This is a genomic window from Comamonas sp. A23 (assembly GCF_004522605.1).
GTDB lineage: Bacteria > Pseudomonadota > Gammaproteobacteria > Burkholderiales > Burkholderiaceae_C > Comamonas > Comamonas thiooxydans.
The window spans coordinates 260319-287294 of sequence record NZ_RSDT01000007.1; the positions used below are offsets into that span (position 1 = coordinate 260319).

General features: G+C 60.7%; 23 protein-coding genes. 7 read left to right on the top strand and 16 right to left on the bottom strand.

What is annotated here, in order from left to right:
* Positions 1 to 271: 271 nt before the first annotated feature.
* From EIC84_RS17230 to EIC84_RS17260, 7 genes are all read right to left on the bottom strand, one after another.
* Positions 272 to 2476, bottom strand: a complete 2205-nt coding sequence (locus tag EIC84_RS17230; RefSeq protein WP_034362443.1) for a TonB-dependent siderophore receptor — start codon at positions 2474 to 2476, stop codon at positions 272 to 274.
* 98 nt (positions 2477 to 2574) lie between these two features.
* Positions 2575 to 3516 (bottom strand): siderophore ABC transporter substrate-binding protein, encoded by a 942-nt coding sequence (locus tag EIC84_RS17235; RefSeq protein WP_003067141.1) that lies wholly within the window; start codon positions 3514 to 3516, stop codon positions 2575 to 2577.
* Positions 3513 to 4289, bottom strand: a complete 777-nt coding sequence (locus EIC84_RS17240) for an ABC transporter ATP-binding protein (RefSeq protein WP_034362439.1) — start codon at positions 4287 to 4289, stop codon at positions 3513 to 3515. The genes EIC84_RS17235 and EIC84_RS17240 overlap by 4 nt, the downstream gene beginning before the upstream one ends.
* Entirely contained in the window at positions 4286 to 5242 is a 957-nt protein-coding gene (locus EIC84_RS17245; RefSeq protein ID WP_003067139.1) for an iron chelate uptake ABC transporter family permease subunit, read from the bottom strand. The genes EIC84_RS17240 and EIC84_RS17245 overlap by 4 nt, the downstream gene beginning before the upstream one ends.
* Positions 5242 to 6183 (bottom strand): ABC transporter permease, encoded by a 942-nt coding sequence (locus EIC84_RS17250; protein WP_003067138.1) that lies wholly within the window; start codon positions 6181 to 6183, stop codon positions 5242 to 5244. The genes EIC84_RS17245 and EIC84_RS17250 overlap by 1 nt, the downstream gene beginning before the upstream one ends.
* Positions 6183 to 7952 carry an ABC transporter ATP-binding protein gene (locus EIC84_RS17255; protein ID WP_003067137.1) on the bottom strand — a complete coding sequence of 590 codons (1770 nt, stop codon included), beginning with the start codon at positions 7950 to 7952 and terminating at the stop codon, positions 6183 to 6185. Before EIC84_RS17255 ends, EIC84_RS17250 begins: the two co-directional genes overlap by 1 nt.
* Positions 7946 to 9640, bottom strand: a complete 1695-nt coding sequence (locus EIC84_RS17260; RefSeq protein ID WP_237704471.1) for an ABC transporter ATP-binding protein — start codon at positions 9638 to 9640, stop codon at positions 7946 to 7948. The genes EIC84_RS17255 and EIC84_RS17260 overlap by 7 nt, the downstream gene beginning before the upstream one ends.
* A gap of 243 nt (positions 9641 to 9883) precedes the next feature.
* Between EIC84_RS17260 and EIC84_RS17265 the strand changes: the two genes are divergently transcribed.
* Entirely contained in the window at positions 9884 to 10525 is a 642-nt protein-coding gene (locus tag EIC84_RS17265; protein WP_003067135.1) for a TetR/AcrR family transcriptional regulator, read from the top strand.
* Between the two features lie 67 nt (positions 10526 to 10592).
* Here EIC84_RS17265 and EIC84_RS17270 read toward each other — a convergent pair whose 3' ends face one another.
* Entirely contained in the window at positions 10593 to 11360 is a 768-nt protein-coding gene (locus EIC84_RS17270; protein ID WP_003067131.1) for an MSMEG_1061 family FMN-dependent PPOX-type flavoprotein, read from the bottom strand.
* On the opposite strand from EIC84_RS17270, the gene EIC84_RS17275 reads away from it, so the two are divergent.
* A complete protein-coding gene (locus EIC84_RS17275) occupies positions 11359 to 12156 on the top strand; it encodes a helix-turn-helix domain-containing protein (protein ID WP_034362435.1) in 798 nt (265 codons plus the stop codon). The two genes, EIC84_RS17270 and EIC84_RS17275, sit on opposite strands and share 2 nt — an antisense overlap.
* A gap of 241 nt (positions 12157 to 12397) precedes the next feature.
* Here the strand turns inward: EIC84_RS17275 and EIC84_RS17280 are convergent, their stop codons facing one another.
* Entirely contained in the window at positions 12398 to 13708 is a 1311-nt protein-coding gene (locus EIC84_RS17280) for a urate hydroxylase PuuD (RefSeq protein ID WP_003067128.1), read from the bottom strand.
* Positions 13709 to 13999: 291 nt separating this feature from the next.
* Positions 14000 to 14830, bottom strand: coding sequence for a xanthine dehydrogenase accessory protein XdhC (xdhC, locus tag EIC84_RS17285; protein WP_003067126.1), 831 nt, complete (start codon positions 14828 to 14830; stop codon positions 14000 to 14002).
* 266 nt (positions 14831 to 15096) lie between these two features.
* Between xdhC and EIC84_RS17290 the strand changes: the two genes are divergently transcribed.
* Complete coding sequence (locus EIC84_RS17290) at positions 15097 to 15507, top strand: energy transducer TonB (protein ID WP_080746019.1); 411 nt, start codon at positions 15097 to 15099, stop codon at positions 15505 to 15507.
* A gap of 84 nt (positions 15508 to 15591) precedes the next feature.
* Here EIC84_RS17290 and EIC84_RS17295 read toward each other — a convergent pair whose 3' ends face one another.
* Entirely contained in the window at positions 15592 to 16176 is a 585-nt protein-coding gene (locus tag EIC84_RS17295; RefSeq protein WP_003067122.1) for a YSC84-related protein, read from the bottom strand.
* 326 nt (positions 16177 to 16502) lie between these two features.
* On the opposite strand from EIC84_RS17295, the gene EIC84_RS17300 reads away from it, so the two are divergent.
* On the top strand, positions 16503 to 16892 hold the full coding sequence (locus EIC84_RS17300) for a DoxX family protein (protein ID WP_003052449.1): 390 nt from the start codon (positions 16503 to 16505) through the stop codon (positions 16890 to 16892).
* 135 nt (positions 16893 to 17027) lie between these two features.
* Here the strand turns inward: EIC84_RS17300 and uraH are convergent, their stop codons facing one another.
* Complete coding sequence (uraH, locus tag EIC84_RS17305) at positions 17028 to 17378, bottom strand: hydroxyisourate hydrolase (protein ID WP_003070903.1); 351 nt, start codon at positions 17376 to 17378, stop codon at positions 17028 to 17030.
* A gap of 324 nt (positions 17379 to 17702) precedes the next feature.
* On the opposite strand from uraH, the gene ggt reads away from it, so the two are divergent.
* Entirely contained in the window at positions 17703 to 19532 is a 1830-nt protein-coding gene (gene ggt, locus EIC84_RS17310; protein WP_134737332.1) for a gamma-glutamyltransferase, read from the top strand.
* A 97-nt stretch (positions 19533 to 19629) separates the two neighbouring features.
* Here ggt and glxR read toward each other — a convergent pair whose 3' ends face one another.
* The 3 genes from glxR to gcl all read right to left on the bottom strand — a co-directional run bounded on the left by glxR (position 19630) and on the right by gcl (position 23368).
* On the bottom strand, positions 19630 to 20541 hold the full coding sequence (gene glxR / locus EIC84_RS17315; protein ID WP_003063991.1) for a 2-hydroxy-3-oxopropionate reductase: 912 nt from the start codon (positions 20539 to 20541) through the stop codon (positions 19630 to 19632).
* A gap of 84 nt (positions 20542 to 20625) precedes the next feature.
* Positions 20626 to 21429: a hydroxypyruvate isomerase gene (gene hyi / locus EIC84_RS17320; RefSeq protein WP_003063993.1), complete on the bottom strand. Its 804-nt coding sequence runs from the start codon at positions 21427 to 21429 to the stop codon at positions 20626 to 20628.
* A gap of 148 nt (positions 21430 to 21577) precedes the next feature.
* A complete protein-coding gene (gcl, locus tag EIC84_RS17325; protein WP_003063995.1) occupies positions 21578 to 23368 on the bottom strand; it encodes a glyoxylate carboligase in 1791 nt (596 codons plus the stop codon).
* A gap of 109 nt (positions 23369 to 23477) precedes the next feature.
* Here gcl and EIC84_RS17330 point away from each other — a divergent pair, with 109 nt between their 5' ends.
* A complete protein-coding gene (locus EIC84_RS17330; RefSeq protein WP_003052436.1) occupies positions 23478 to 24395 on the top strand; it encodes a LysR family transcriptional regulator in 918 nt (305 codons plus the stop codon).
* Positions 24396 to 24644: 249 nt separating this feature from the next.
* On the opposite strand, the gene EIC84_RS17335 is transcribed toward EIC84_RS17330, so the two are convergent.
* Entirely contained in the window at positions 24645 to 25997 is a 1353-nt protein-coding gene (locus tag EIC84_RS17335) for a glycerate kinase (RefSeq protein ID WP_003063997.1), read from the bottom strand.
* Positions 25998 to 26209: 212 nt separating this feature from the next.
* On the opposite strand from EIC84_RS17335, the gene EIC84_RS17340 reads away from it, so the two are divergent.
* Entirely contained in the window at positions 26210 to 26887 is a 678-nt protein-coding gene (locus EIC84_RS17340) for a GntR family transcriptional regulator (protein WP_134737333.1), read from the top strand.
* Positions 26888 to 26976: the final 89 nt, after the last annotated feature.

The following is a 26976-nucleotide window of genomic DNA, read 5'->3' on the forward strand; positions in this document are numbered from 1 at the left end:
GAAGTCTCTCGTGCATTGGAAATGCAACGATTCTACATAAATGATACCCATTCTCACTTATTGAGAAGCCCCACCGCCCAGTGGGCACAGCCCTCTGTCAGGCCAGACCTGGTCCATCCGAGCGTCATCGCAGCCATGAAAAGCAGCCGCGCAGATGCAGCAACTGCGCAGCCGCCGTCAAAGGATCTCGGATCCATATCTGCTCGGAATTAGCAAGAGCATCGTCCACCTGGAGACCAGAGACCGGACTGCAAACTTCAGCACACCCGCGTCAGAAGTCAACCGTTGCCGACAGCGCCAGCGTGCGCGGTGCCCCCAGTGCCAAGCTGGACAGCAGTGGCATGCCCCAATAAGCCTTGTTGGAAACGTTCAGCAGCGTCGCGCGAAACGTGACTGGGTTGCCGGCGACCTTGGTTGCATAGCGTGCACCGAGGTCGTAGGTCACACGACCTGCCGCCCAAAGGCTGTTGTCCGCACTGATATATTGCTTGGACACCGCCGTTGCATTACCCGTAACAGTCAGCCCGGGAATGGCAGGAACATCCCATTCAGCACCCAATTTCCCTTGCAGCTTGGGCACCCCCGTGGCGACTTTGCCCTGATTGACGCCGCCAGCGGTCTGCGTCAGCTTGGGCGCGGTGTAGGCAATCCCGCCCATCATGCGTACGCCACGCAGCGGCGATCCCCAGAAGCCCCATTCGATGCCGCGATTGCGCTGCTCTCCGCCGAACGAGAAGATATTGGTGACCGGGTCCGTATAGCTGCTGGGGCGTGTGATCTCGAACAGACTGAACGTGTGCGCGAATTCCCCAAGATCAAGTTTGACGCCCACTTCTTTCTGCTTGGTCTTGTAAGGCGCAAACACTTCACCCGCGTTTGCAGCGGTCATTGGTGCGGTTGCGCCCTGGCTCAGGCCTTCAATGTAGTTGGCGTAAGCCGACACATGTTCTGTGGCCTTGAACAGCAAGGCTGCGGCAGGTGATGTGGCGCTCTGGTCATATCGCGAAGTGCGCGCCCCCGTGGTGATGCTGAAGGCGTCGCTGACCACTTGCTGGCGGCGCACGCCCAGGGTGAGTTGCACACGATCTTCGGCAAATGACATGGTGTCCGCCAGGCCATAGCTGGCCAGGCGCACCTCGGTGTGCGAGATATGCGGAGCAACAAAGGGCGCTTCCGGTCCCCAGACCGGGTTGTAGAGGTTGGTAGTCCAGTCTGCGCCCGGCACGCTACGGCGCCCATAGTCGTCCTGCTTGTGAGCATAGTGCGTTGCATTGAGCGCCCATTGATGCTTGATGGCTCCGGTTTGGAGCCTTCCCTTGAGACCCATTTCTGCCGAACGCTTTTTCTGCTCGAAGGCCAGTTGTCCCATGGCGGTCTTGAAATCGCCCGCAGCGTTGAGCACCTGAGCCGACATCGCGCCGTTGTATTCATAGTCGGTTTTGCTGACGCCGAAGGCCGCGTAGGCCATCACCTGGTCGTTCACATCGAATTCACCGCGCACCATCGCGGCCTTGTCCTGATTGTGCACATGCGACCAGTTGGGGTTCAGCAGGGTCTCAGGCTTGGGCGGCCTGGGAATGGCCACACCCGGGGCCAGACTGATGCCGCGTGTCACGCCGTTCACGCGGTCGTCGCTGGTGTAGAAGTCGGCGGAGATCCGGGCTCGATCGCCACGCCAGTCAAGGCCCAGCGATGCAAGCCTGGATTTCTTGTCCTGCTGGTTTACCGCCCCTTCACCTCCACGGTAAACACCATTGAAGCGGATGCCGAACTGCTTGTCTGCGCCAAACCTGCGCCCCAGATCAATATGGCCGCCAAACTGCGAATCCGACATATAGGTGGTGGTCAGTCGCGTGATGGGATCGCTGGCAGCGCGTTTGGGAACCAGGTTGACGGATCCCCCCACTGATCCTCCAGGGGGCATGCCATTGAGCAATGCGGACGGTCCTTTGAGGACTTCGATGCGCTCGAACATCTCCGGCGTGGTGCGGTAGTAAGGAGCCATGCCGTAGAGACCGCCCAGCGTCATGTCGGAGCTGCTCGAAGAGAAACCGCGAATCGAGTAGTTCTCGCTCCATGACGCTGCAACCCCATTGCTGAACACCGTGGGATCGGTGGCAGAGATCACATCGGTAATGGTCTGTGCCTGACGATCCTGCGTGAACTTTTCGGTATAGCTGATGGTGTTGAAGGGCGTCTCCATGAAGTCCTTGTCTCCCAACAGGCCGACACGACCGCCGGAATTGACCTGCCCCCCCGCATAGGGAGCGGTGACGGGAGCGACTTTTTCTTGCACGGTGACCTGTGGCAGCGTGGCCTCGGCCTCGCTGGTCTGCACTTGGGCGTGCGCCGCTCCCGCCAGCTGACTGCCCATGGCCAGTCCCAGCAGCACATAGGGGCACATCACGCTACGCCGGCGCGCAAATGGAGGAGTCGTCAGAGAGTTGAGTGAAATGAGACCTGGGTTCTTGGGCATACCCGATTCCTGTCGATACATGCATGACGTTTTTGCACCGCATGCTTAATAGAACTGCTGGCTGGGTATGGACCTGGCTACGACAAATAAAGAAGCAATCAGCGCGAATAGCCCTTGAGCACATCGCTAAACAACAGCTTCAGTGAGCTTGGGCTGGCACCTGTGGTGTACCAGGCATCTGCATCGACAAACACCACGCGCCCGTTCTTCCAGGCCTTGGTCTGGCGCAACAAGGGATTGGCAATGCCATCGGCATTGATGACGGGGCGGCGCTCCATCACCGCAGTGCGATCCACCACATAAAGGATCTCCGGATCCGCCTGCTGGATGAATTCGCTGGAGATGGGTTGCCCATGCAGACTGGTTTCCAGCGCAGAGCTTGCAGGCTTCACGCCCAGCGCGCTGAATACGAAGCCGTAACGCGATTGCAGACCGAAGGAGCTGAAAGCTCCGTTGTTGTGCAACACGATCATGGCCCGCTCCGGCCGACCTTGCGTGATGCGCCGCACCTGTTGAACCTGTGCATCCAGCTCTGCAGCCTTGGCGCTGGCAAGCCCTTCCCTGTTGAATATGCGGCCCAGGGTCAGCAGATGGTTCTTGACGACTTCGATATGTCCCTTCTCGCTGTTCTTGAAGTCCACCTCGTAGTACAAGGCGGGGGCAATTTCAGCCAGCTCCTCGTATTTGCCGGCCTGCAGCGATGTCATCAGGATGAGATCCGGCCTCAGCGCGTGCACACGCTCCAGATTGGGCTGTACGATGGCGCCGAGATCCTGCACCTTGGCGTCGCCCTTGTACTTGGCGAGGAAATGGGGAACGTAGTCCTTCACCATTCCCGCAACGGGCACGCCAAGCTGATCGAGGAAGTCCACCTCGTTCATCTCCAGCGCCGCCACACGCTGCGGCAGACGCTTGATGAGCGTGGTGCCCAGTTTGTGACGAATGGAAACAGGCTCATAGGCGTGAGCCATGCCGGGCGCGAAGGACAAAGCCGCCACGCCGGCAACAGAGAGCAGGAGTTGCCTGCGCAACGAATTCATGAGTGATCTTCCCTGGATGTGAAGTAATTGCAGAAACAGCCACGCTGGTTGCGCGTGATCTCGAAATCCAGCTCGTACAGATCGGCCATGCGCGTCTCGGTCACCACGTCCTGGGCCGGGCCGTGAAAGCGCAGTGCTCCGTTCTTGAGCGCGACTATGTGGTCCGAGTAATTGACCGCAAAGTTGATGTCGTGAATCACCAGAATCACGGTGCGGCCCTGCTCGTCGCAGAGGCGACGCAGTGCGCGCATGATCTGTACGGCATGCCTCATGTCGAGGTTGTTGAGTGGCTCGTCAAGCAGCAGCACATCTGTCTGCTGCGCAATCGTCATTGCGAGAAATGCCATCTGCCGCTGACCGCCACTGATCTCATCGATGAAAGCGTGACGCAGCGGCTCCAAAGACAGAAAGGCGATTGCCTCATCCATGGCTTGGCGGTCGTGAACAGTCAGCGCGCCACGGCTATGCGGGAAACGTCCAAAAGCGACCAGCTCTTCCACCGTCAGGCGCATATTGAAGCCGGGGGCCTGACGCAGCGTGGCAACATGCCGTGCGTATTCGGCAACGGGAATTCGGCTGACGTCACGTGCCTGCCACTGAATCGCACCGCTGCTAGGCTCCAGCAAGCGCGCCATCAGCATGAGCAGCGTGGACTTGCCCGCACCATTGGGTCCGATCAGCGATGTGACGCGCTGGGCAGGAAACTCCACGCTCACGTCTGACAACACCGCCCCGCCGCCATATTGCTTGGAAAGATGGTGGACCCCCATCATGCTGCACCCCGCTTGCGCACAATCAGTGCCAGGAAATACACACCGCACACCAGATTCACCAGAATGCTGACGGTGGTCTTGTAGTTGAAAACATGCTCAACCAGCAGTTGAGCGGCAAGAAAAATGGCAATGGCAACCGCACACCCCAGCGGCAGCGTGACGCGGTGGCGTGCATACGGCACCAGGGCGTAGACGATGTTGGCCACAAAGATGCCCATGAAGGCCGTGGGTCCCACAAGGCTGGTGGACAGCGCCACCAAAATGGCGATCAGCGCCAGGTAGAGCTGCAAATACCGGCCATGCGGCACGCCCAGAGAAATGGCCTGCTCACGCCCCAGGGCCAGCACATCCAGCACCGCCAGCGTCTTGCGGACCACGGCACAGGCGAGCGCTACCGCAATGGCGGCATAGAGCAAAGTCTGCGGCTTGGCACGATTGAAGGATGTGTAGCTCACGCCCTGAAACACTGCAAACTCGCCGGGGCTGATGCGCAGCTGCACAAACTGGGTGAACGTGCCGATCACCATGGTCAGCACCAGACCGAGCAGCAGCAGCACATAGACATCATTGCGGCCGCGGCGCAACAGCCACCATTGCAGTGCCCATGAATAGGTCAGCATCAGCAGCACGGAGACGAGGAAATTCCCGTGTACGCCAAGCATGCTCAAGCCATGTGTACCCAGCAGCAACAGCAGCATGGCTTGCCACAGCAGATACACGGCCTCGTAACCCATGATGGAGGGCGTCAGAATGCGGTTGTTCACCAGTGCCTGAAACACTATGGCCGACACAGCCACGCAGATCCCGCCAATGACAATCGACGCAAGGCGTACAAGGCGCTTGGGGATCACATAATCCGTATCCAGTCCGGAGCCCAGCAGCACAAAAGCAAGCGCCAGGAGTGCAATCGACAGCGCTGCGAACCAGCAGGTCTTGGTCAACGACATGCGCATCAGCGAAGCCCCCGCACAATCAGCGCCAGGAACATCACACCGCCCACCGCACCGGCAGTAAGGCCGATAGGCACCTCGAACGGGTACATCATCAGGCGGCCTGCAATGTCGCAGGCCAGCAGCAGGGATGCACCTCCCAAAGCCACCAGTGGCAATGTGCGTCGCAAGTTCTCACCACAGCGCATGGCAACCAGCTGGGGCACAACAAGGCCCACAAAAGGAATCGCCCCCACGGCAATCACCGTGGCAGAAATCGTCAATGCCACCAGCACCAAACCGATGATGGCCGTGGCTGCATAACCCAGGCCCAGACTCGTGGCGATGTCTTCGCCCATACCCAGCACAGTGAAGCGGTGCGCATACAAATAGGCCAGCATCACCACCGGAAAAATGAGGTAGAGAATCTCGTAATGGCCTTGCACCACGCGGGAAAAGTCGCCCAGCAACCAGCCCTGCATGCTTTGCAGGATGTTGTGGCTGTATGCATAGAACTCGGCAATCGAGGTGAGCACGCTGCCGTACATCAGACCGACGACGGGCACCAGCACCAGATTGCGAAACTGGATGCGTCGGATCACGGCTATGAACAGCAGACTTGCCATCAGGCAGAACACCAGCGCAAACAGCATCCGGCTCAGGGTTCCCGCAGCAGGCATCACGGTAAGCGCCACCAAGATACCGAGCTTGGCCGCATCCAGCCCCCCTGTGGTGCCCGGCTCCACAAACTTGTTGCGCACGATGTGCTGCAGGATCACGCCGCACACCGACAGACCCGCCCCCGTAAGCACCAGCGCCGCCAAACGCGGCAAACGGCTTGCAGTCAGGGTGAGCCAGGCATCGCCGGAGAATGAAAGCAGATCCGACCACACCATCTGTCGCGCCCCCAGCAGCACGGACACCACGCACAGCACAGCAAACACCAGCAACCAACGCTTGCGCATCACACGGCATCCCCGGACATCTGCACGGCGTCCATCCGCCAGCCTTTGGCAGCGCGGCTCTGCGCAAGCAACTGGGCATAGCGACCCTGCCTTGCCTTCAACTGCGCAGGTGATCCGCTCTCTACCACACCGCCGCCTTCCAGCACCACAATCTGATCGGCCATGGCAATGGTGGAGAGCTGGTGTGCGATCACGATGAGCGTGCGCTGCCCCTTCAGCCGTGCAAGTGTTTGAGCGATGATGGACTGGTTCTCTGCGTCCAGCGCAGCAGTGGCTTCATCCACCAGCAGGATGGGGGACTCCTTGATCAAGGCCCGGGCAATCGCTATGCGCTGGCGTTCGCCTCCGGAAAGACGTGCGCCGTTTTCGCCCACCATCGTCAGCACCCCGTCTGGCAGTCGCGCAATGACTTCATCAAGCCCGGCCTGATGCGCAGCTTGCAGAACTTGCGCATCGCTGGCGTCCGATTTGCCAATGCGGATGTTGTCGGCAATGCTGCCGCAAAGCAGATAGCTATCCTGAAAGATCTGGCTGATTTGCCCGGCCAGTTGCGCATCGCCAATGTCACGGACATCCACGCCTGCGATCAAGACCTCGCCCTGCGTGGCATCGAAGAAACGGGCGATCAGTCGCATCACCGTGGACTTGCCGGAACCAGATGCACCTATCAGCGCCGTCATGCTGCGCGGCGGCACATGCAAGCTCACACCGTGCAGCACTTCATCTGCAGACCCTGGATATTGAAACCGCACATCACGCAACTCCACGGAAGAATCGCCAACAAGTGTTGCCTGCTTCGGTTGCGGCAGCGGCTGCACGGCAAATAGCTCCTGTACTGCTTGCAGCTGCGAGCCTGCACTCCTAAGCACTTCTGCGTAGCCGGCGATTTCCTGCAAGGGCTCGATAAAACGCACCACAAGCAATAACGCAACCGTCAAGGCAATGATTTGCGCTATGGACAAGGAGCCACCGGATGCTGCGTTCAAACCGGAGATCGCGACCACCAACAGCACGGCAAAGATCAGCTGCACGGTCCATACACAGAATACGGAGGACAGCGATGACAACACCACCAGCCGCAGTCCGGATTGACGTTGCTCGGTGATGGCCTGCTCCAGAAAGCGTGTACTGCGGCCATCGCCGCTGAACGCACGCAGCACGGATTGGGCCTGCGCGAACTCCACCACACGCTGACTGGCTTGGGCAAAGTCGCGCTGGAAAGCGGCATTGGCGCGCGCCGACATCGACGAAGTCAATGCGAACGACCCTGCAAGCAATGGCAGCGCAATCAGCGCAGTGAGCCCCAGGACCGGACTCACAACCAGAAGTGCCACCAACACGATCACGGCCGTGGCCGCACCACTGATGAGTGGAGTGAAAACATGCGCTGGCAATTGCGCAATGCCCATCATCCCCTGCGTCACCACATGGCCGATGCGCGCAGTATTTTTCGGCGTATACCAGCCGATGGGCAGGCTCGCCATATGAAGGCCCAGGCGATGGCGTCCGCTTTGCAGAACCGCCACGCCGACACAGATGCCCGCCTGCTCCACGACACGTCTGGCAATCCATGACAGCAGCACACCCAGCAGCAGCACGCATAGCCAGCCCATGGCTGCACGCCAGTCACCTTGCAACCAATGCGTCAGCAACGGTTGCAGCGCCGCCATCGTCAGACCGCACAGCACACCGTAGGCAACAGCCATCCATGTGTAGCGGTGCAGCAGGCGTGCATCATCACCCAGCAACTTCAAAAAGGTCTTCAGCATGGCAGCTCACTCTTTGGCATCGGGCTGGCATAAGCACCCAGCTGCCACAGCCGCGCATAGAGACCGTCTTCAGCCAGCAGTTGCGCATGTCTGCCTTGCTCGGCAATCTCTCCATCGCGCAGCACCAGAATGTGATCCGCATGCACGATGGTGTCGAGCCGGTGTGCAATCACCAGCAAGGTGCGCCCGCGTGCAAAGCGAGAAAGTGCGTCCTGAATGAAGGCTTCGCTTTCCACATCTGCAGATGCGGTAGCTTCATCCAGCACGAGAATGGGCGGATTCAGCAGCACTGCCCGGGCAATGCTCAGGCGCTGGCGTTCCCCGCCGGAGAGCTGCGCATCCTCGCCCACCACGGAGTCGTAGCCACGCGGCAACGCCAGAATGCGATCGTGGATGTGGGCTGCGCGGGCTGCGGCCTCGATTTCCTCAATAGTGGCCGATGGACGGGCCAGCGCAATGTTCTCGCGCACACTGGCGTGAATCAGCTGCACTTCCTGCAGCACAAAGCCAATGCGTTGATACAGGGTTGTGCTGGTGATCTGCCGCAAATCGACTCCACCCAGAGTGATGCGCCCTTGTGCGGGATCGAAAAACCGCAACAGCAAACGTGCCAGCGTGGATTTTCCAGAACCCGAAGGGCCGACCACGGCCGTGACGGTGCCGGGCTGCATGTCAAAGCTGATGCCGGACAGCACCTGATGCTCTGCCGCATACGCATAACCCACCTGCTCGAAACGCACGGCATTGCCTTCAGGATGCGATGGCTGCCCCGGCGTCGGTTGCGGCAGCACCGGAGTGTCCAGCAATGCCAGCACGCGCTGGGCCGCACCGGTTGCACCCTGCAGGTCATGCAGCAAGGTATGCAAAAGCAAAAGCGGCGCACAAATACCGGGCGCGACGAGTGCGAACGGCAATACATCAAGAGGCTGCATCCAGCCCATGGCAACAAACGCAGCGCCAGAAGCCAGCACCACACCGAGGACGGTCACAGGCGCAATCAATGCATGCGCACGAGCCATGGAGATCACCAGCGGGCGAGTGAAATCCGTAAAGGCACTGGCAAATCCATCCACGGCATCTCTGTAACCTGCGTGGACCGGGCTCGCTCCACCAAAGGCCTTGATGACCGGAATCCCTCCCGCAAACTCCACCGTAGCGCTGTTGATCCGCCCCAGTCGCGCAACGAACTCCTGCATGTGAGCATTGCTGGCTTTCATTGCGCGTTTGAGAAAAACGAAGAATCCGGGAAATGGCAGTAGCGCAAAGATCGCCATGCGCCAATCCAGCACAAACAGATAAATCACTGCAATCACGATCGCCCCGGCCGCACGCCCCACGGCGGTATAGAAATGCGCAGTCAGACTGTGCAGCGTCGCGATATCGTCCTGTAGTGCCTGCTTGACCTCCCCTGAGGCGCGGGCAGTAAACCAGCCCAAAGGCACTTGCGACAACCGCTTGATTACAGCAATGCGCAGATCGTAAGTGAGGCGGTTGTCTGCCAGGTGCGCGATCAGCTCGGCGACGATCACCAAACCCATGCCCACGAACATGCACAGCACTCCGACAGCGATGCTGACCCATATGCCCCCCAAGTCATCGAGCAAGGCTTGCTTGACGGTATGCGCGATGACCGCCAGTGGCACCAGCGTGAACATGGTGCCAACCGCAGCGCTCAGACCAGCAAGCATCAAGCGCCCGCGAACAGGCGCGAATATCCGGGCGATCGGCTGCGCGGGTCTGGCAGCAACTGCAAGCGATTCAGAGGTAGACATTCGATATGGAAGAAGGCTATCTCTCGCAAAGATGCGAACGAGAAGCTAGATGCGAATTAGTTGCATGATGATAAACTAATTCAAAACGATTCAAGTAATAGGTCTACGACAAGTGATGTGAATCGCCGACAATCTCGCCCAGAGACTGAGAACCAGCGTATGCCCCACACACCCAAGCCCTCGACTCGTGGGCGACCACGCTCCATCACCAGAGAGAAAATTGCAGACGCCGGAATTGCCATCGGCCTTCCTGGCATTACGTTCGTCGGCGTTGCCGCTGCACTGGGCGTCAGCCACATGGCGCTCTACAAGCATGTGCCAAGCCTGGAAGCACTCAAACACCTGATTGCAGAGGAAATCTTCAAGCGCTGGGAGTTGCCGCAGGCAACAAGCCCTCAGCAGATTGGGCTGGAGGAATACCTTATGGGGTTCACTGCGTCCACACGACAGTTCGTAAAAGCGCACCCCGGCGTCACGCCCTTCGTGATTCGCCGCCTGGCGGCCACACCGGCCATGCTGGAGAAGATCAGCGCCCATCAGGCCCATATTGCACAGGCCTACGGCATCACCAAGGAACAATCACGCTGGCTGCTCTCCACCGTGACCTTCTTTTGCATCTCTGCGGCCGACACGGTGTATTCCGCAGCCCGTCTGGAGCCGATTGAGGAAGCGGACTGGCAACTGCAAGAGGCAGAAATGGAGGCAGAACTGATTGAGGGAACTCAAGCCTTGATAGCAGGAGCCCTGGGGCTACTCGAAAGCAGGCCAGACCCCAAGATCGGCGCTCGCATCAACAAGTAATTCGAGTCCTGCGAAACCGCAGGGCATGCGGCAGAGATGGGCAGAAATAGAGCGAAGCTGTGAGCGCTCAGTAAAGCTCGGTTCTTACGGCACTTGAGTAGCGCTCATTTGCGTGAACGATCTGCTCTGATGTGAATTGAGCGTCACCCTGCAATTGGGCCAGGCCAGCCATCACGTCTCCGACTGTAGGCAGATGATTGGGGTCCAGATGACTCTCGTCGCGCCACAACCGGGCGCGATTGATGGCTCGTCCACAGTGGAACAGCACTTCATCGATCCGAATCACTATTGCAGTTTTTGGCAGCTTGACCCCTTCTCGCAACTCTTGCATCAAGTCACCATCGGATGAAACTCGACCGCGTCCATTGATTCGCAAAAAGGTTTCCAGACCAGGGAAGAGAAACAGCATCGCCAACCGGTCGTCATCCTGAAGATTGCGCAAGGAGGCAATGCGATTGTTGCCGGGCCAGTCCGCAAAAACCAAGGTGCGTGCATCCAGTACCCGTACGAAACCGGGAGGACCTCCGCGTGGCGATGCATCCAAGCCATTCCCATCTCCCGTGGCAAGACAGAAAAACGTCGCTTTTGCCAAATACGCCTTGTGGAAATCCATCAAATGATCGAGAACCGCTTTTTGAATTCGCTCCGTTGGGCGCGCGTACAGCCGATTCAGATCAACCGCATCTGACCGACTGCTCTTGTGCAATCCTTGATCTGCCGAGTCTTTTGATGAAGGCACGTGAAACTCCTGTGTTTGAGGAAAGTTGCAAGCGTAGGCCCAGGTGATATGGCGGCTGTAGAATTTATCGGCCATTAGATAACTCAAATCCGCCATGCCTGATCTCATGCATCTGTTGGGCTCCTATATGGACTCCCCTGACGGGCCCAGTGTTGTAGCGGCCACTCGGATGCTGGAGAGTGAACTCTCTTCCGAGATGCATCAGCATGCACGCGGTCAATTGTTTGGTTCAATCAAAGGCTTGATCTCGGTGCAGGTCGATGGCGGTCTCTGGGTGGTGCCGGCCATACATGCCGTTTGGCTTCCTCCCCATCATGCTCACGCGGGGCGCTCCTTCGGCCCCTACCATGGCTGGAGCGCCTATGTGGCAGAAGCCGCATGCGCCAATTTGCCGGCACAGCCCTGCATCATCCGGGTATCGGGCCTGCTGCGCGAAGCGGTGCTGCGTATTGCCAGCTCCATGTCGCAAGCCTCCGATCAATCGAGTCAAGCACAGTCACATATATGCGCTGTGGTTCTGGACGAGATCAGAAGCCTGCCGGTTGAGGAGTTTGGCCTGCCCATACCAGCAGATGCGCGTCTGCAGCGTATCGCCAAAGCTTTGATAGCCAATCCAGCCGACGAGCGCAACATCGATGACTGGGCAAGTTTCGGAGCCATCAGCTCGCGCACTCTCAGTCGCAGGTTTGTCAGCGAGACAGGCTTTAACTTCACTGCCTGGCGCCAGCGCGTACGCCTATTGCGATCACTTGAGATGCTTGCCGAAGGCATAAGCATTACAGCCATTGCACTGGATCTCGGCTATGCCAGTATCAGCGCTTACATCAGCCTGTTTCGCCGGACCTTCGGTGAAACGCCGGCATGTTATCGATCACGCTTGAAAGCCGTTTAGCAGGGATCAGTTGAGTCCTCAGGCCAAGGCAGACTTCACACTTTCATTTGCTGCAGTCGTCTTGTTCAACACCGCATCGCCGAAGCTTGAGTGTTGAATCTCAATAAAAAAAGCGCTCACAAGGAGCGCTTTTTTACGAGGAGAAGGAGTCTAGGCTTTGCTGACGCAACCTAGCTCCACAGAAAGCCGCATGGATACCAGATCGCTGCCTACGACTTCAATTGCCCCGAATAGCTGATGGTCAGTTCACGGCAGCGCCGGACTCGTACCAGGTCTTGATCAGGTTGCGTTCGTCATCCGACAGAGCCGCAGGGTTGCCAAAAGGCATCTTCTTCAGCTGCACCACCTGTTGGTAGATCTGCTGGGCGTGCGACTTCACAGCTTCGGGGGAGTCCAGACGAACCGCCTTTTGCTGGATGGCAGTGCCGTGGCACACCACACAATGCTGCTGGAAGATGGCATTGACCTTGGCGAAGCCTTCGCCACCAGCGGCTGCCGGTGCAGCGCCTTCGGCGGCGGGGGCCGCTGGCTCGGCAGTGGCAGCGGGTGCTGCAGGAGCAGCAGTCGCGGCTGGAGCAGGAGCGGCAGGCGCTGCAGCAACAGGAGCGGTTGCAGCCACAGGAGCAGGCTTGAGCCAGACAAACACGGCCAGCAGAGCAGCTACGCCGACAGCAGCGTAAGGCCAGGGGTGGCTGTTGCGACCCAGCTTGTAGCCGTGGCGCATCACGAAGAACTGGCGAATGGCAGCGCCGGCAAACATCATGCCGATCAGCACCAGCCAGTTCAGCTTGTGGCTGTACAACCAGCCATAGTGATTGGACAGCATGGCGAACAGCACGGGCAACGTGAAATAGGTGTTGTGCACGCTGCGCTGCTTGGCACGTTGGCCGTGACGTGGGTCCACAGGCTCACCAGCCTTGAGCGAAGCCACCACCTTGCGCTGGCCAGGGATGATCCAGAAGAACACGTTGGCGCTCATGGACGTCGCGATCATCGCGCCCATCAGCAAGAAGGCTGCCTGGCCGGGGAAGATGTGGCAGGCCAGGTAGGCTGCGATACACACCAGAACCAGAACCATGGCACCGACGGTGGCGTCGCCATTCTTCTTCTGGCCGAAAGTGCGGCAGATGAAGTCATACAGCAGCCAGAAGACCACCAGGAAGCCCAGAGCCGAAGCCACGGCAGCGCCGGTGCTCATGGCATTGGGGTCGCCGGGAGTGACCAGGTAGATGTTGGCGTTCCAGAGGTAGGAGACCGTCAGCAGGGCAAAACCGGACAGCCACGTGGTGTAGCTTTCCCAGTAGAACCAGTGCAGGTGATCCGGCATCTTGGGAGGAGACACATTGAACTTGACGGGGTGGTAGAAACCGCCACCGTGCACAGCCCAGAGTTCGCCGTTAACGCCCTGCTTCTTCAGGTCGTCATCCACGGGCGGCGTCAAGCTGCTGTCCAGGAACACAAAGTAGAAGGAGGAACCGACCCAGGCGATCGCGGTAATGACGTGGAGCCACCGCAACAGCAGGCCGGCCCAGTCGAGAATGTAGCTTTCCATAGCTCTCAACCTTGGCAGCGTGGGGCTGCCGAACAACCTGCTCACCACTGCGGGCGCTCTGAGCAGAAGAAAAGGCCGCGCTCCCGGACGTTACACACGGGGCACCGCTGCGACCATTCTGTCGACCGAAAGTGTATGCAATTTTTGCTGCCACAACTCTCGAATCAGGGATAAACCACCCTAGAGATTTCCCTAATACAAGAGCGATATGCAAGGATCGGGCCTGATTTTTAGGGCAGGTAACAGCATGTTTGCGGCCACACGCACCAGATCAGGGCATTCATTGCACCATCAGCTCGCAGACAAGCGCTGCAGAAGCTGTGCCGCCACCGCCACAGCGATCACTTCGGGCTCCTTGCCGGTAATGCCCGGCACGCCGATCGGGCAGGTGATGTGAGCCAACTCTGCATCGCTGAACCCTCGCCTGCGCAAGCGGCTGCTGAAACTGGCCCATTTGGTCTTGCTGCCAATCAACCCCACAAAAGGCAGATCTCCTCGCTCGCGCTGGCGCAGCAGGCATTGCGCCACCACCTCCAGGTCTTCGGCATGGCTGAAGCTCATGATGAGCACCTGCGACTGCGGCGGCAACTCTGCCACCGCGGCCTGCACCGGATCGGAATGCTCGCACTGCACCCCTATCTGCTCCTCCACGGGAAAGACTGCATCACGGCTGTCCACCCAGACCACGCGGTACGGCAAGCTGCGCAAAATGCGCACCAGCGCATGCCCCACATGGCCCGCGCCGAACAAGGCCACACATTGCGACGGCTCGGGCATCAAGGCCCGCAGACGTTGAGCATCGCGGGCGTCAAACCATGCAAAGTGCAGCTCCAGCGCACCGCCGCAACATTGCCCCAGACTGGGGCCAAGCGCATACCGCTGGACATGCTCGCGCAAGGCTGCGGGGTCTGCGTCCCACTGCGCCAGCAGCTGGCGCGCCTGGGCAATGGCCTGCCATTCCAGATGACCGCCGCCGATCGTCCCCATCACCTCATCGGCGAACACCGCCATCCAGGCCCCCTCCTCGCGGGGCACGGAGCCACGAGTGGCCTGTACCTGCACCCAGCACAGCGGCTGCTGCGCCAGACGGTTCAAGATTCCTTGCTGTGTTTCGCTCCACATGACTGAACGCCGATTGCTTTGATGACCGATGTTCATGCATTTTGCGAGTCGCAATAGACAGACAAGCGTATGAGCACATTAATCGGATGCATATCCGGACCGGTTTTGACGAGTCGTTGCAGATTTTTCACGAGGAGGCGTCAGAATTGTGCCCCCCAGGCCGCTGCCTCCATCCATTTGCGGCTACGCTTGACGTCATGTCTGAAACCCACGACCCCACCCGCGCCACAACAGCCCGCCGCCCCCTGAACTGGCTGCGGACCGGGATGATGGCTGCCGTTGCAGCGGTGCTGACCGCCTGTCAGATCGCACCTCAAAGCCCATCCATCGGCACAACGCCTGCCGACAAGGCCAGCCCCGGCTATCGCAAGCAGGCTGCCCAGCATCTGTATGAACGCAACTCCGGCCGCATCTACCAGGGCATGCTGCCGCCTATGCTGTATGCGATCGGCGTGCTGCAGGTTCAGCTCGACGGCCAGGGCCGCGTGAAAAACCTGCACTGGATGCGCAAGCCAGGTCATGCCCCCGAAGTGGTGGCCGAGATCGAGCGAGCCGTGCGCTCCGCCGCCCCCTTCCCGGCCCCGGGTCGCAGCGTGACCTATACCGACACCTGGCTGTGGGACAAGTCGGGACGCTTCCAGCTCGACACCTTGACCGAAGGTCAGCTGGGCCAGTAAAAGTGCACAGCGATGCAGCCCGCTGCATCGGACAATAAAAAACCGGCCAAGGCCGGTTTTTTGTTGCAACAAGCCAGGCGAGGCTTATTCGACCACTTTGGTGATCTTCGTGCCCTGCAGCGATACACCGGCCTCCAGGCCCGCGTTGGTCAGCACATAGCTGGTGACCGGAGCCTGGGCGGTCGTGGTGTCCACGCTGCCATTGGCACCGATCTTGCCTGCTGCCACGGTGGCATCAGCCCCCACGGACCAGCCGTCGCTCTTGAGGAACTTGTCCAGTGCTTCCTGTGTGTTGAACACATAGATCACAGCCTTGGACTGACCACCAGCTTGCCATCCGATAGAGGCCGCTGTCGTGCTGTAGAGGCCACGGTTGTGACCGCCCACGCGCAGCACGCCGCGGCCATGCTCCACCCCGACCACAAAGCTGCCGCCAATCACCGACGGGAAGATCAGCACACCCTTGGCGCGTTGCACCATTTCCTTGGATCCTGGTGCGGTCTGGTACAGGCGCTCCAGAGCTGCATTGGCACGGGTATTGACCGTTGTGGAATCGGCACGGGGAGCCGATGTCGTGTCAGGCTTGGTCGTGGTGCAGGCCGTCATGGTCAAGGCACCGGCAGCCAGTGCAGCAGCCATCGCAACAGAACGCAGAGAAATTTGACGCATACCTATATCCTTTCATGGGATGAATGTGTAGACACATTTCAGAGGTAGAAGGTCCTGCAGTCCGACATTGAGTCGCTTTTGCACATCCCCCCGATGCAAAGCTGTCAGAAACAGGGTTGGCACGATGCTAGTGCGCAGCGTTGCCGATAAAACTCAGCGGTTACAGCTTGCGCCATTGGCCTACAGAAGGCAAGAGCAGTTGTCGAAAAAGACCTACAACATGAACACAAGACAACACTTGGCCTCATCCATAGGCAATCAGACGAATTGTCTGAAACAGGCGCTAGCATTGTTGATATAAGCATCGCGCGGACGACAGGAAATTCATGAAGTTCTGGAATTACTTTCACCACCCCAAGGCAGCTCTGGTTGTGCTGCGTGTCACCCTGGCCCTGCTCATGCTGCTGCACGGCTGGGCCAAGATTCGTTATGGCATAGGCAGCATAGAGGCGAAGATCGAGAGTCTGGGTGCACCGGGATTTCTCGCCTATGCCGTCTATCTGGGCGAAGTGGTCGCGCCCTTGCTGTTGCTGGTGGGCCTGTGGGTGGTACCCGCCGCACTGGTGATTGCGGTGAATATGGTGGTGGCATTTGCGCTGATGCACACCCGGCAGATTCTGATGCTCAACAACACCGGCGGCTGGGCGCTGGAGCTGCAGGCCTTTTATTTCGTGAGCGCCCTGGTCGTGGCCATGGCCTATTCCAAGGGCAAATAAGTCCTTAAAAACAAGAGCGGCTTGCGCCTGTCATATCTTGGTTTCAATGCCTTTTAATGCTGAAACCTTGAAATGACGTGCGCAAGCCGCTCTTGTTTTTGCCATGTCTCCCGCTTCGAGAGACTCACGTCCCGCTCAGGAGCCGCGATAGGTGGAGTAGCTCCAGGGGCTGACCAGCAAAGGTACGTGGTAGTGCTGCTCCACATTGGCCACGCCGAAGTCCAGGCTCACCTTGTTCAGAAAGCTGGGCTCGGGCAGTTGCACGCCACGGGCCTTGAAGTAGGCAGCAACGTCAAAGGTCAGACGGTAGGTGCCGACCTTGAGCGTGTTGTTGTCGAACAGCGGCGCATCGGTACGGCCGTCATGATTGAGCACCAGGCTCTTGATCAGCGTGGCCTTGTCGCCTTCAGTGGAAAACAGTTCGACAGCCATGCCTGCGGCGGGGCAGCCATTCATGGTGTCGAGAACGTGGGTGCTCAGGCCCATGGAAATCTCCTCACAGGCAGTTTGCTACTGCCCTTGGTTGTATCAAACACACGACTTACGCAAAACGGGTTCAGGCAGGACAACGCCTCAGAAGGCAGGCCGTTGTTGCATTCCTGTTTGCGTAAGCCCTAAAACATCTATGCCATCACAAAGTCTGCCCGCGCGTGGGCGCAGCGCTTTGATTTCTAAAGTGTATACAGTTTCTGTACTCCATCAAAGGCTTTTCTGCCTTGACTTTCAGGCACATAGCCAGGTCTGCCCGGTTGGCTTCTTTTCCAGCCTCTATACACTGGTCCGACTCATCAAGCGAACAGGAGACAACGCATGCAATTGCGCACCACCGCCCTGGCAGCCAGCCTGCTCATCGCTCTGACCGGCCTGAGCGCCTGCAGCAGCACGGCCACGCTAGAGCCCGCCCGCAACGAACGCGCGGCCATCGGTCACGATGCCACTGCTCAGGCTGCAGCGCCTGCCGTCACCCAGACCGCCGCCGCCCAGGCAGCCGCTGCTGCCTATGACTTCGAGCTGGATGTCTTTCACCCCGTCATCGCCAAGAACGGCATGGTGGCCTCGGAGCAGGAGCTGGCCACGCAGATCGGCGTGGATATTCTCAAGGCGGGCGGCAATGCCGTCGATGCCGCCGTGGCCGTAGGCTTTGCGCTGGCCGTGGCCTTGCCCAATGCCGGCAATATCGGCGGCGGCGGCTTCATGATGGTGCACGACGCGCGGAGCGGCAAGGACATTGCACTGGACTTCCGCGAAGTGGCACCCAGGGGCGCGTCACGCAATATGTATCTGGATGCCGCCGGCAAGGTCATCGACGGCAAATCGCTCTACACCCATTACGCCGTAGGCGTGCCCGGCACCGTGGCCGGCATGACGCACGCGCTCTCGCGCTGGGGCAGCATGCCGCTGGCCAGGGTCATGGCTCCCGCGATTGCGCTGGCGGACAAGGGCTATCCCGTCAGCGTCACCCTGGCCAAGACCCTGGAGCAGGAAAAAAAGCAGATGGGCCGCTGGCCGGCCACCCAGGCCGTTTTCTGGAGGAACGGCGCTCCGCTGCAAAGCGGCGAGAGGCTGGTGCAAAAGGATCTGGCGCAGTCCCTGCGCCTGATCAGCCAGCAAGGTGCCAAGGCCTTCTACGAGGGCGCGATCGCGCAGAAGATCGTGGCGGAGATGGCGCCGCACGCCAATGCCCTTAGCCTGCAAGACCTGCGCGACTACAAGGTGGCCGAGCGCGAGCCCGTGCGCGGCAGCTATCGCGGCTACCAGATCGTGACCATGCCTCCGCCCTCTTCGGGCGGCGCGCACCTGATTCAGATCCTGAACATGATGGAGCGCTGGCCCATGAATCAATGGGGTGCCGACAGCGCGCAAAGCGTGCACTACATGACCGAGGCCATGAAGCTCGCCTATGCCGACCGCTCCGAGTATCTGGGCGACCCGGACTTCGTGAAGATTCCGCTCAAGGGGCTGATCTCCAAGAGCTATGCGAGCGAGCTGGCCGCAAGCATCAAACCCCAGCAGGCCAGGCCCGGCAAGGACATCCGGCCCGGCAGGCCCCAGCCTTATGAAAGCGACCAGACCACCCATTACTCCGTGGTGGACAAGGCCGGCAACGCGGTGGCCGTGACCTACACGCTGAACACCAATTTCGGCAGCGGCATCGTCGCCAGGGGCACGGGGATTTTGCTCAACAACGAGATGGATGACTTCTCGGCCAAGCCCGGCGTGGCCAATGCCTATGGTCTGGTGGGCGGCGACGCGAATGCCGTGCAGGCCGGCAAGCGGCCGCTGTCATCCATGACACCGACCCTGGTACTCAAGGACGGCAAGCCGGTTCTCGTCACCGGCAGCCCGGGAGGAGCGCGCATCATCACCACGGTGCTGCAGCAGGTCGTCAATCACATCGACTTCAGCATGAACCCGGCCGAGGCTGCGGCCACGCTGCGCTTTCATCACCAGTGGACGCCAGACGAGTTGCGCGTTGAAAAAGGCTTCAGCCCCGATACGCTGGCCCTGCTCAGGCAATGGGGCCACAAGGTGGCACTGAAGGCATCCATGGGCCGCACTCAGACCATCGAGATCCGAGACGGCCTGCTGCGCGGCGCTTCGGATCCGCGCAACCCCGACGGAAAAACCATGGGGTACTGACGCTGAATAAAAAAAGCCGCGCTCCCCCGAGCGCGGCTTTTACTTGAGGCGGCTGCTGGCCGTACGCATGGCCAGTGGCCGCCCTCCCCACCTCTCTTTATTCAGCCTTCTGACCGATTTCGAAGTTGGCCTGGATTTCCAGGGCACGCACCATGCCCGAGTGATCCCAGGCAGCGCCGCCGTGGGCCACGCAGCTGTTGAACAGCTCTTGTGCCTGAGCGGTGTTGGGCAGGGACACGCCCAGCTGACGAGCGCTGGACAGGGCCAGGTTCAGGTCCTTCTGGTGCAGGGCAATGCGGAAGCCAGGGTCGAAGGTGCGCTTGATCATGCGTTCGGCATGCACTTCCAGGATCTTGGAAGAGGCAAAACCGCCCAGCAGGGCTTCACGCACACGTGCTGGATCGGCACCGGCGCGCGATGCAAACAGCAGGGCTTCGGCCACGGCTTCGATGTTCAGCGCCACGATGATCTGGTTGGCCACCTTGGCGGTCTGGCCGTCGCCGTTGCCGCCCACCAGGGTGATGTTCTTGCCCATCTTGTCGAACAGGGGCTTGACGCGCTCGAAGGCTGCATCGGGGCCGCCGACCATGATGGACAGGGTGCCGTTCTTGGCGCCGACTTCGCCGCCGGAGACGGGAGCGTCCAGGTACTGGGCACCAGCGGCTTCGATGCGCTTGGCGAAGTCCTTGGTGGCCACGGGCGAGATGGAGGACATGTCGACCACGATCTTGCCGGAGCTGCCCTTCAGACCGGCTGCCACGCCGTCTTCACCGAACAGCACCTTCTCCACGTCGGGAGTGTCGGGCACCATGATGAAGATGATGTCGGCACGCTCGGCCACACCGCGAGCAGTGGTGCACTGGGTGGCGCTGGTTTCTGCGATGTTGGCAGGCACCTTGCCCACGGTGTTGACGAACAGCTGGTGGCCGGCCGCAATCAGGTGGCCGCACATGGGCGCGCCCATGATGCCCAGACCGATAAAGCCCAGCTTGAGAGACGATGCGTTCATGGTTGTACTCCTCAGTTTTCTTGATACTCAAATTCGATGGCCGATGGCGCTTTGCGAGCAGGCGCCACAGGCCTGGTCATCCATTCAGGCAGCCACTGCGACCTTGTTCCAGCCGCCGATCTTCTGCAGCCAGCCCAGGCCGGACTCGGTGCCGTTGGCGGGCTTGTATTCGCAACCGATCCAGCCGTCGTAGCCGATGCGATCCAGGTGTGCGAACAGGAAGGGGTAGTTGATCTCGCCGGTGCCGGGTTCGTTGCGACCGGGGTTGTCGGCCAGCTGGATGTGACCGATGCGGCCCAGCTGCTTTTGCATGGTGGCAGCCAGCTCGCCTTCCACGCGCTGGGCGTGGTAGATGTCGTACTGCACAAAGGCGTTGGGCGCACCCACTTCGTCCAGGATGGACAGGGCATCGTCCGTGCGGTTCAGGTAGAAGCCGGGGATATCGAAGGGGTTGATGGGCTCGATCAGCAGGCGGATGTTGGCGGCGCTCAGGGCGGCGGCAGCAAAACGCAGGTTTTCCACGAAAGTGCGGCGCACCACGGCAGCGTCAACACCGGCAGGAACCTTGCCGGCCAGGCAGTTGAGCTGGGGCACACCCAGGGCGTGGGCATAGGTCACGGCCTTGGCCACGCCGGCGCGGAACTCATCCACGCGCTTGGGGTCGCAGGCAATGCCGCGCTCGCCCGCGTCCCAGTCGCCGGCGGGCAGGTTGTGCAGAACAATCTTCAGGCCGGTGGCGTCGAGGCGCTCCTTGATCTCTTCCACGGTATGGGCGTAGGGGAAGAGAAACTCCACGGCTTCAAAGCCTGCGTTTGCGGCACGCTCAAAACGCTCGAGGAAAGGCACCTCGGTGAACAACATGCTCAGGTTGGCTGCAAAACGGGGCATGATAAAAGTCTCCGGTAATCGTTAATAGTTGCAGGCGCTAGACGCCAAGCAAGGGCCTAAGCCGGCCGCGCCCCCCCAGCGAAGGCGTCGCCCCCTCCCGCGCAGAGAGAGGGGGAAGCGGCGGAGCCGCTCAGGGGGAGTTTTCCTATCAGTCCAGCAGGGCCAGTGCGCTGGGCGCGTCGGCCTTTTCGGTCGCCAGGTCTTCGAACTCGACCACGTTGTCGATTTCGGCGCCCATGGAGATGTTGGTCACACGCTCCAGGATGCACTCGATCACCACAGGGGTCTTGTGCTCGGCCATCCAGGCTTCGGCCTGCTGCATGGCGGGGGCAAAGTCTTCGGCGCGATGAACGCGAATCGCCTTGCAACCCAGACCTTCAACGACCTTAACATGGTCAACACCGTAGCCACGGGTCGCATCACCCTCATCCATGTTGATATTGTCGAACGCCAATTGCACGCAATAGTCGATCGAGAAAGCGCGCTGTGCCTGACGGATCAGACCCAGATAGCTGTTGTTCACCAGCACGTGAACATAGGGCAGCTTGAACTGCGCGCCCACGGCCAGCTCTTCGATCATGAACTGGAAATCGTAGTCGCCGGACAGGGCCACGATCTTGCGCTGGGGGTCGGCCACGCGCACGCCCAGGGCGGCTGGAGTGGTCCAGCCCAGAGGACCGGCCTGGCCGCAGTTGATCCAGTTGCGGGGCTTATACACGTGCAGGAACTGGGCACCGGCGATCTGTGACAGACCGATGGTGGACACATAGGTGGTGTCGCGGTCCAGGGTGCGGTTCATGCACTGGTAGACGCGCTGGGGCTTCATCGGCACGTTGTCGAAGTTGGTCTTGCGCAGGTACTCGACGCTGTTCTTGCGACCCTGGCACTCGGCCACCCAGGCCTTGCGGCACTTGAGCTTGCCGGCAGCCTTCCACTCCTTGGCGACGGCAACGAATTGCTCCAGAGCCGCCTTGGCGTCGGAGACGATGCCGTAGTCGGGCGCGAACACGCGGCCGATCTGCGTGGGCTCGATGTCCACGTGGATGAACTTGCGGCCCTTGGTGTAGACCTCGACCGAGCCGGTGTGGCGGTTGGCCCAGCGGTTGCCGATGCCGAACACGAAGTCCGAAGCCAGCATGTTGGCGTTGCCGTAGCGGTGGCTGGTCTGCAGACCGCACATGCCGACCATCAGGGGGTGATCGTCGGGGATGGTGCCCCAGCCCATCAGGGTGGGGATCACGGGCACGTTCAGGATCTCGGCCAGTTCGACCATCAGCTCGGAAGCATCAGCGTTGATCACACCGCCACCGGAAACCAGCAGGGGACGCTCGGATTCGTTGAGCATCTCGATGGCCTTCTCGGCCTGCTTGCGCGAAGCAGCTGGCTTGTAGGCAGGCAGGGGCTCGTAGGTGTCGATATCGAATTCGATCTCGGCCAGCTGCACGTCGATGGGCAGGTCGATCAGCACGGGGCCGGGGCGGCCGGAGCGCATCAGGTGGAAGGCCTGCTGGAAGGCACGCGGCACCTGGGCGGGTTCCAGCACAGTGGTGGCCCACTTGGTCACGGGCTTGGCGATGGAGGCGATGTCCACGGCCTGGAAATCTTCCTTGTGCAGACGCGAGCGGGGAGCCTGGCCGGTGATGCACAGGATTGGAATGGAGTCGGCGCTGGCCGAGTACAGACCGGTGATCATGTCGGTGCCGGCAGGGCCGCTGGTGCCGATGCAGACGCCGATATTGCCGGCCACCGCACGGGTGTAGCCTTCGGCCATGTGGCTGGCGCCTTCCACGTGACGGGCCAGAATGTGACCGATGCCGCCGTGGTTCTTCATTGCAGCGTACAGCGGGTTGATGGCCGCGCCGGGCACACCAAACGTCACGGTTACACCTTCTTTTTCGAGCACCAGGACTGCGGCGTCGATTGCTTTCATTTTGGCCATGAGGGTCTCCTAAAAACTTGGTTGAACTTTAGTCAAGACCCTTGCTTGCTGGAAGCCGCTTGCAGACCATAAAATTTATTCCACCCAAGAATAAATAGGAGACAAATCCATGGACAGACTCGACGCGATGCACATGTTTGTGCGCGTGGTGGAGACCGGCAGCTTCACCAAGGTCGCACAGGAATTCGCCACAACCCAGCCCACCGTGACCAAGCAGGTCGCGGCCATGGAAGCGCGCCTCAAGGTGCGCCTGCTCAACCGCAACACGCGCGGCGTGAGCCTGACCGAAGCCGGCGCGCTGTACTACGAAAAATGCAAGATCATCGTCAGCGACGTGGCGGAGGCGGAGAACGTGGTCAAGGTACGCCAGACCCAGGTTCAGGGTCAGTTGCGCATCGGCAGCTCGGTAGCCTTCGGGCGCCGTGTACTCATTCCGCTGGCCATGGATTTCATGAAGCACAACCCGCAGGTGCAGGTCGATCTGAGCTTCGAGGACCGTTACACCGATCTGGTGGCCAACGGCATCGATGTGGCGCTGCGCCTGGGCAAGCTGGCCGACTCTTCACTGGGCGCACGCATGCTGGGCGTCAATCCGTGGGTGCTGGTGGCCTCCAACACCTATCTGCGCAAGCACGGCACGCCGCGCCGCCCCTCGGACCTCAAGGAGCATTCCACGCTGATCTACAGCAGCGTGCAGGGCAACGATATCTGGCGCCTGCGCAATGCCAGCGGCGAGCCGGTGTCGATTCCCGTCACCGGGCGGCTGCGCTCCAACAATCTCTCGGCCCTGCTGGCCGCGGCCCGCTCGCACATGGGCATTGCGGCCCTGCCGCGCTACGTGGCCCAGGATTCGCTCAAGGACGGCCGCGTGGTGGAAGTGCTCAAGACCTGCCGCCTGCCCGAGCAGGAAATCCACGCCGTCTACCCCTCGCCGCGCCTGGTGCCGCAGAAGGTGCAGTCCTTCATCGCCTTTTTGCAGGGCAAGTTCGACGATGCCTGGTGGGAGGATCTGCCAAGAGGGGGCTAGCTCCCCCTGAGGCGCTTCGCGCCTAGGCGGCCCCGCCTTCCCCTCTCTGTACGCGCTGCGCGCTAACGGAGGGGGACTGCTCCTTCGCCGCGAGGCGGCTCTTGCTCGGAGCACTGGGATGGGTAGCGCCAGTTTTACACTGCAGCTATATAAAAATAGCAGCTACCGCTTGATGAACGGTGGCCGCAGATATTTTTCTATTTGAAACCGTTGAATAGCCTGCGCAAGCAGCTATTCAATTTGATGGTTTCAAAGAATCAGAATGGCGCGGAAGTCGTTGACATTGGTGTGCGTGGGACCGGTGATCACCAGATCGCCCAGTGCCGAGAAATAGCCATAGGCATCGTTGCGGTCCAGGTGATCGCTGATGCGCAGATTCAGCTCTGCCGCGCGCTTGAGCGTGCAGGGCGAGACGCGGGCTCCCGCGTTGTCCTCGACACCGTCGATGCCGTCGGTATCGGCGGCCAGCGCCCAGACCTTTTCCTGCCCCTGCAGGGCCTGGGCCAGACCCAGGCAGAACTCGCCGGCACGGCCGCCGCGCCCCTTGGCCGCGCCGGGTTGGCGCGGGCGGATGGTCACCGTGGTTTCGCCACCCGAGAGAATCACGCAGGGCCTGGCAAAAGGCTGGTCATGCCTGGCCACGGCACGAGCCAGCGCCGCATGGACCTTGCCCACCTCACGCGACTCGCCTTCCATCTCGTCGGACAGCACATGCACGGCAATGCCGGCCGCGCGGGCAGCGGCCGCCGCCGCTTCCAGCGACTGCTGGGGCGTGGCGATCAGATGCACCTCATGGCCTTCGAAGCGGGCATCGCCGGGCTTGGGCGTCTCCAGCTCGCCGGCTTGCAGCGCAGCGCGCACGGACTCGGGAATCCCGATCTGGTAGCGGTCCAGGATGGCCAGTGCGTCGGCACAGGTCGAGGCGTCCGGCACCGTGGGTCCGCTGGCGATCACCGAAGGATCGTCGCCGGGCACATCGCTGATGGTCAGCGTCACCACCTTGGCGGGATGGCAGGCGGCTGCCAGACGACCGCCCTTGATGCGCGAGAGGTGCTTGCGCACGCAGTTCATCTCGCCAATCGCCGCGCCGCTCTCCAGCAGCGCCTTGTTGATGCGCTGCTTCTCGGCCAGGTCGATGCCTTCGGCGGGAAGCGTCAGCAGGGAGGAGCCGCCGCCGGAGATGAGGCAGATCACCAGATCGTCGGCCGTCAGACCCTCGGTCAGCGCCAGGATGCGCTCGGCCGCAGCCAGACCGGCCGCGTCCGGCACCGGGTGGGCGGCTTCCACCACCTCCAGGCGCTGGGCCAGCCCTTCGGGGCGTGGGGGAATATGTGCATAGCGCGTCACCACCAGGCCCGACAGCGGGGCATCCTGCGGCCACAGAGCTTCCAGCGCCTGCGCCATGGAGCCGCCGGCCTTGCCGGCGCCCAGCACCAGCGTGCGGCCCTTGGGCGGCTTGGGCAGATGACGCGCCAGACCCTCGATGGGCAGGGCATTGCGCACCGCCACGTCATACAGATGACGCAGAAAGCCAGCCGGGTCTTGCTGGGGAACAGGCGTTGCCGCGGCCTGCGCGCGCGAGGATGTATTCTGTGCTTGCATAGCTGCGCATTGTGCATTCGGGCTTTTTTCCCTTACAGAGGGCCCCCAGTCACAACACTGCTGATCTTTGCAATACCAATGTTGCAAGCCCTTGCTCCCATTGGGTTTGCGCGCTTGCGCACAGCTTTCTGCGCCTGAACATCGATACAAACACCATGTTTGGTGAACAGAAACTGTATACAAAACTTGTCTTCAACCGCTATGATGGATTTATGGAAACTTCCACCACCAGTTTCATTGTCGAAAGCCTGACCAAGGCCATCGTCGAGCATCGCCTGATGCCCGGCACCAAGCTGGCCGAGCAAAAGCTGGCCGACCACTTTGGAGTTTCCCGCACCCTGGTGCGCCAGGCCCTGTTTCAGCTTTCGCAAAACCGTCTCATCCGGCTCGAGCCCGCCCGCGGCGCCTTTGTGGCCACGCCCTCGGTAGACGAGGCGCGCCAGGTGTTTGCCGTGCGCCGCATGCTCGAGGCCGAGATGGTGCGCAGCTTTGTCAAGCAAAGCAGCGCTGCCAAGATTCGCGCCCTCAAGCAGCATGTGGCTGCCGAGAAGAAGGCCATGGAAGCCAATGACGTGGGCCAGCGCACCGAGCTGCTGGGCGACTTCCATGTGCGCATGGCCGAGCTCATGGGCAACGAGGTGCAGGCTCAGCTGCTGGGCGAGCTGATTTCCCGCTGCGCATTGATCACCCTGATGTACCAGTCTGCATCGGCGGCCGAGCATTCGCACGAAGAACATGCCGACATCGTGACCGCGCTGGCTGCGGGCGATGCCGAACATGCGGTGCAGCTGATGCAGCTGCACCTGGACCACGTGGAAGCAGGCCTGACCTTCGACCGCGATTTGCCAACGAACGATTTGTCGATGGCACTTTCATCCGTATCCCTATGACTTACGATTCCACCGCCTCCTACCCACGCGACCTGATTGGCTACGGCCGCAACACGCCCCATCCCGAATGGCCCGGCAAAGCCCGCGTG

What these genes read in the sequence shown, in the direction of transcription:
- EIC84_RS17230 (WP_034362443.1), bottom strand. Translation starts at nt 2,476, where the DNA reads ATGCCCAAGAACCCAGGTCTCATTTCACTCAACTCTCTGACGACTCCT.
- EIC84_RS17235 (WP_003067141.1), bottom strand. Translation starts at nt 3,516, where the DNA reads ATGAATTCGTTGCGCAGGCAACTCCTGCTCTCTGTTGCCGGCGTGGCG.
- EIC84_RS17240 (WP_034362439.1), bottom strand. Translation starts at nt 4,289, where the DNA reads ATGATGGGGGTCCACCATCTTTCCAAGCAATATGGCGGCGGGGCGGTG.
- EIC84_RS17245 (WP_003067139.1), bottom strand. Translation starts at nt 5,242, where the DNA reads ATGCGCATGTCGTTGACCAAGACCTGCTGGTTCGCAGCGCTGTCGATT.
- EIC84_RS17250 (WP_003067138.1), bottom strand. Translation starts at nt 6,183, where the DNA reads ATGCGCAAGCGTTGGTTGCTGGTGTTTGCTGTGCTGTGCGTGGTGTCC.
- EIC84_RS17255 (WP_003067137.1), bottom strand. Translation starts at nt 7,952, where the DNA reads ATGCTGAAGACCTTTTTGAAGTTGCTGGGTGATGATGCACGCCTGCTG.
- EIC84_RS17260 (WP_237704471.1), bottom strand. Translation starts at nt 9,640, where the DNA reads ATGCTTGCTGGTCTGAGCGCTGCGGTTGGCACCATGTTCACGCTGGTG.
- EIC84_RS17265 (WP_003067135.1), top strand. Translation starts at nt 9,884, where the DNA reads ATGCCCCACACACCCAAGCCCTCGACTCGTGGGCGACCACGCTCCATC.
- EIC84_RS17275 (WP_034362435.1), top strand. Translation starts at nt 11,359, where the DNA reads ATGCCTGATCTCATGCATCTGTTGGGCTCCTATATGGACTCCCCTGAC.
- EIC84_RS17270 (WP_003067131.1), bottom strand. Translation starts at nt 11,360, where the DNA reads ATGGCGGATTTGAGTTATCTAATGGCCGATAAATTCTACAGCCGCCAT.
- EIC84_RS17280 (WP_003067128.1), bottom strand. Translation starts at nt 13,708, where the DNA reads ATGGAAAGCTACATTCTCGACTGGGCCGGCCTGCTGTTGCGGTGGCTC.
- xdhC (WP_003067126.1), bottom strand. Translation starts at nt 14,830, where the DNA reads ATGTGGAGCGAAACACAGCAAGGAATCTTGAACCGTCTGGCGCAGCAG.
- EIC84_RS17290 (WP_080746019.1), top strand. Translation starts at nt 15,097, where the DNA reads ATGATGGCTGCCGTTGCAGCGGTGCTGACCGCCTGTCAGATCGCACCT.
- EIC84_RS17295 (WP_003067122.1), bottom strand. Translation starts at nt 16,176, where the DNA reads ATGCGTCAAATTTCTCTGCGTTCTGTTGCGATGGCTGCTGCACTGGCT.
- EIC84_RS17300 (WP_003052449.1), top strand. Translation starts at nt 16,503, where the DNA reads ATGAAGTTCTGGAATTACTTTCACCACCCCAAGGCAGCTCTGGTTGTG.
- uraH (WP_003070903.1), bottom strand. Translation starts at nt 17,378, where the DNA reads ATGGGCCTGAGCACCCACGTTCTCGACACCATGAATGGCTGCCCCGCC.
- ggt (WP_134737332.1), top strand. Translation starts at nt 17,703, where the DNA reads ATGCAATTGCGCACCACCGCCCTGGCAGCCAGCCTGCTCATCGCTCTG.
- glxR (WP_003063991.1), bottom strand. Translation starts at nt 20,541, where the DNA reads ATGAACGCATCGTCTCTCAAGCTGGGCTTTATCGGTCTGGGCATCATG.
- hyi (WP_003063993.1), bottom strand. Translation starts at nt 21,429, where the DNA reads ATGCCCCGTTTTGCAGCCAACCTGAGCATGTTGTTCACCGAGGTGCCT.
- gcl (WP_003063995.1), bottom strand. Translation starts at nt 23,368, where the DNA reads ATGGCCAAAATGAAAGCAATCGACGCCGCAGTCCTGGTGCTCGAAAAA.
- EIC84_RS17330 (WP_003052436.1), top strand. Translation starts at nt 23,478, where the DNA reads ATGGACAGACTCGACGCGATGCACATGTTTGTGCGCGTGGTGGAGACC.
- EIC84_RS17335 (WP_003063997.1), bottom strand. Translation starts at nt 25,997, where the DNA reads ATGCAAGCACAGAATACATCCTCGCGCGCGCAGGCCGCGGCAACGCCT.
- EIC84_RS17340 (WP_134737333.1), top strand. Translation starts at nt 26,210, where the DNA reads ATGGAAACTTCCACCACCAGTTTCATTGTCGAAAGCCTGACCAAGGCC.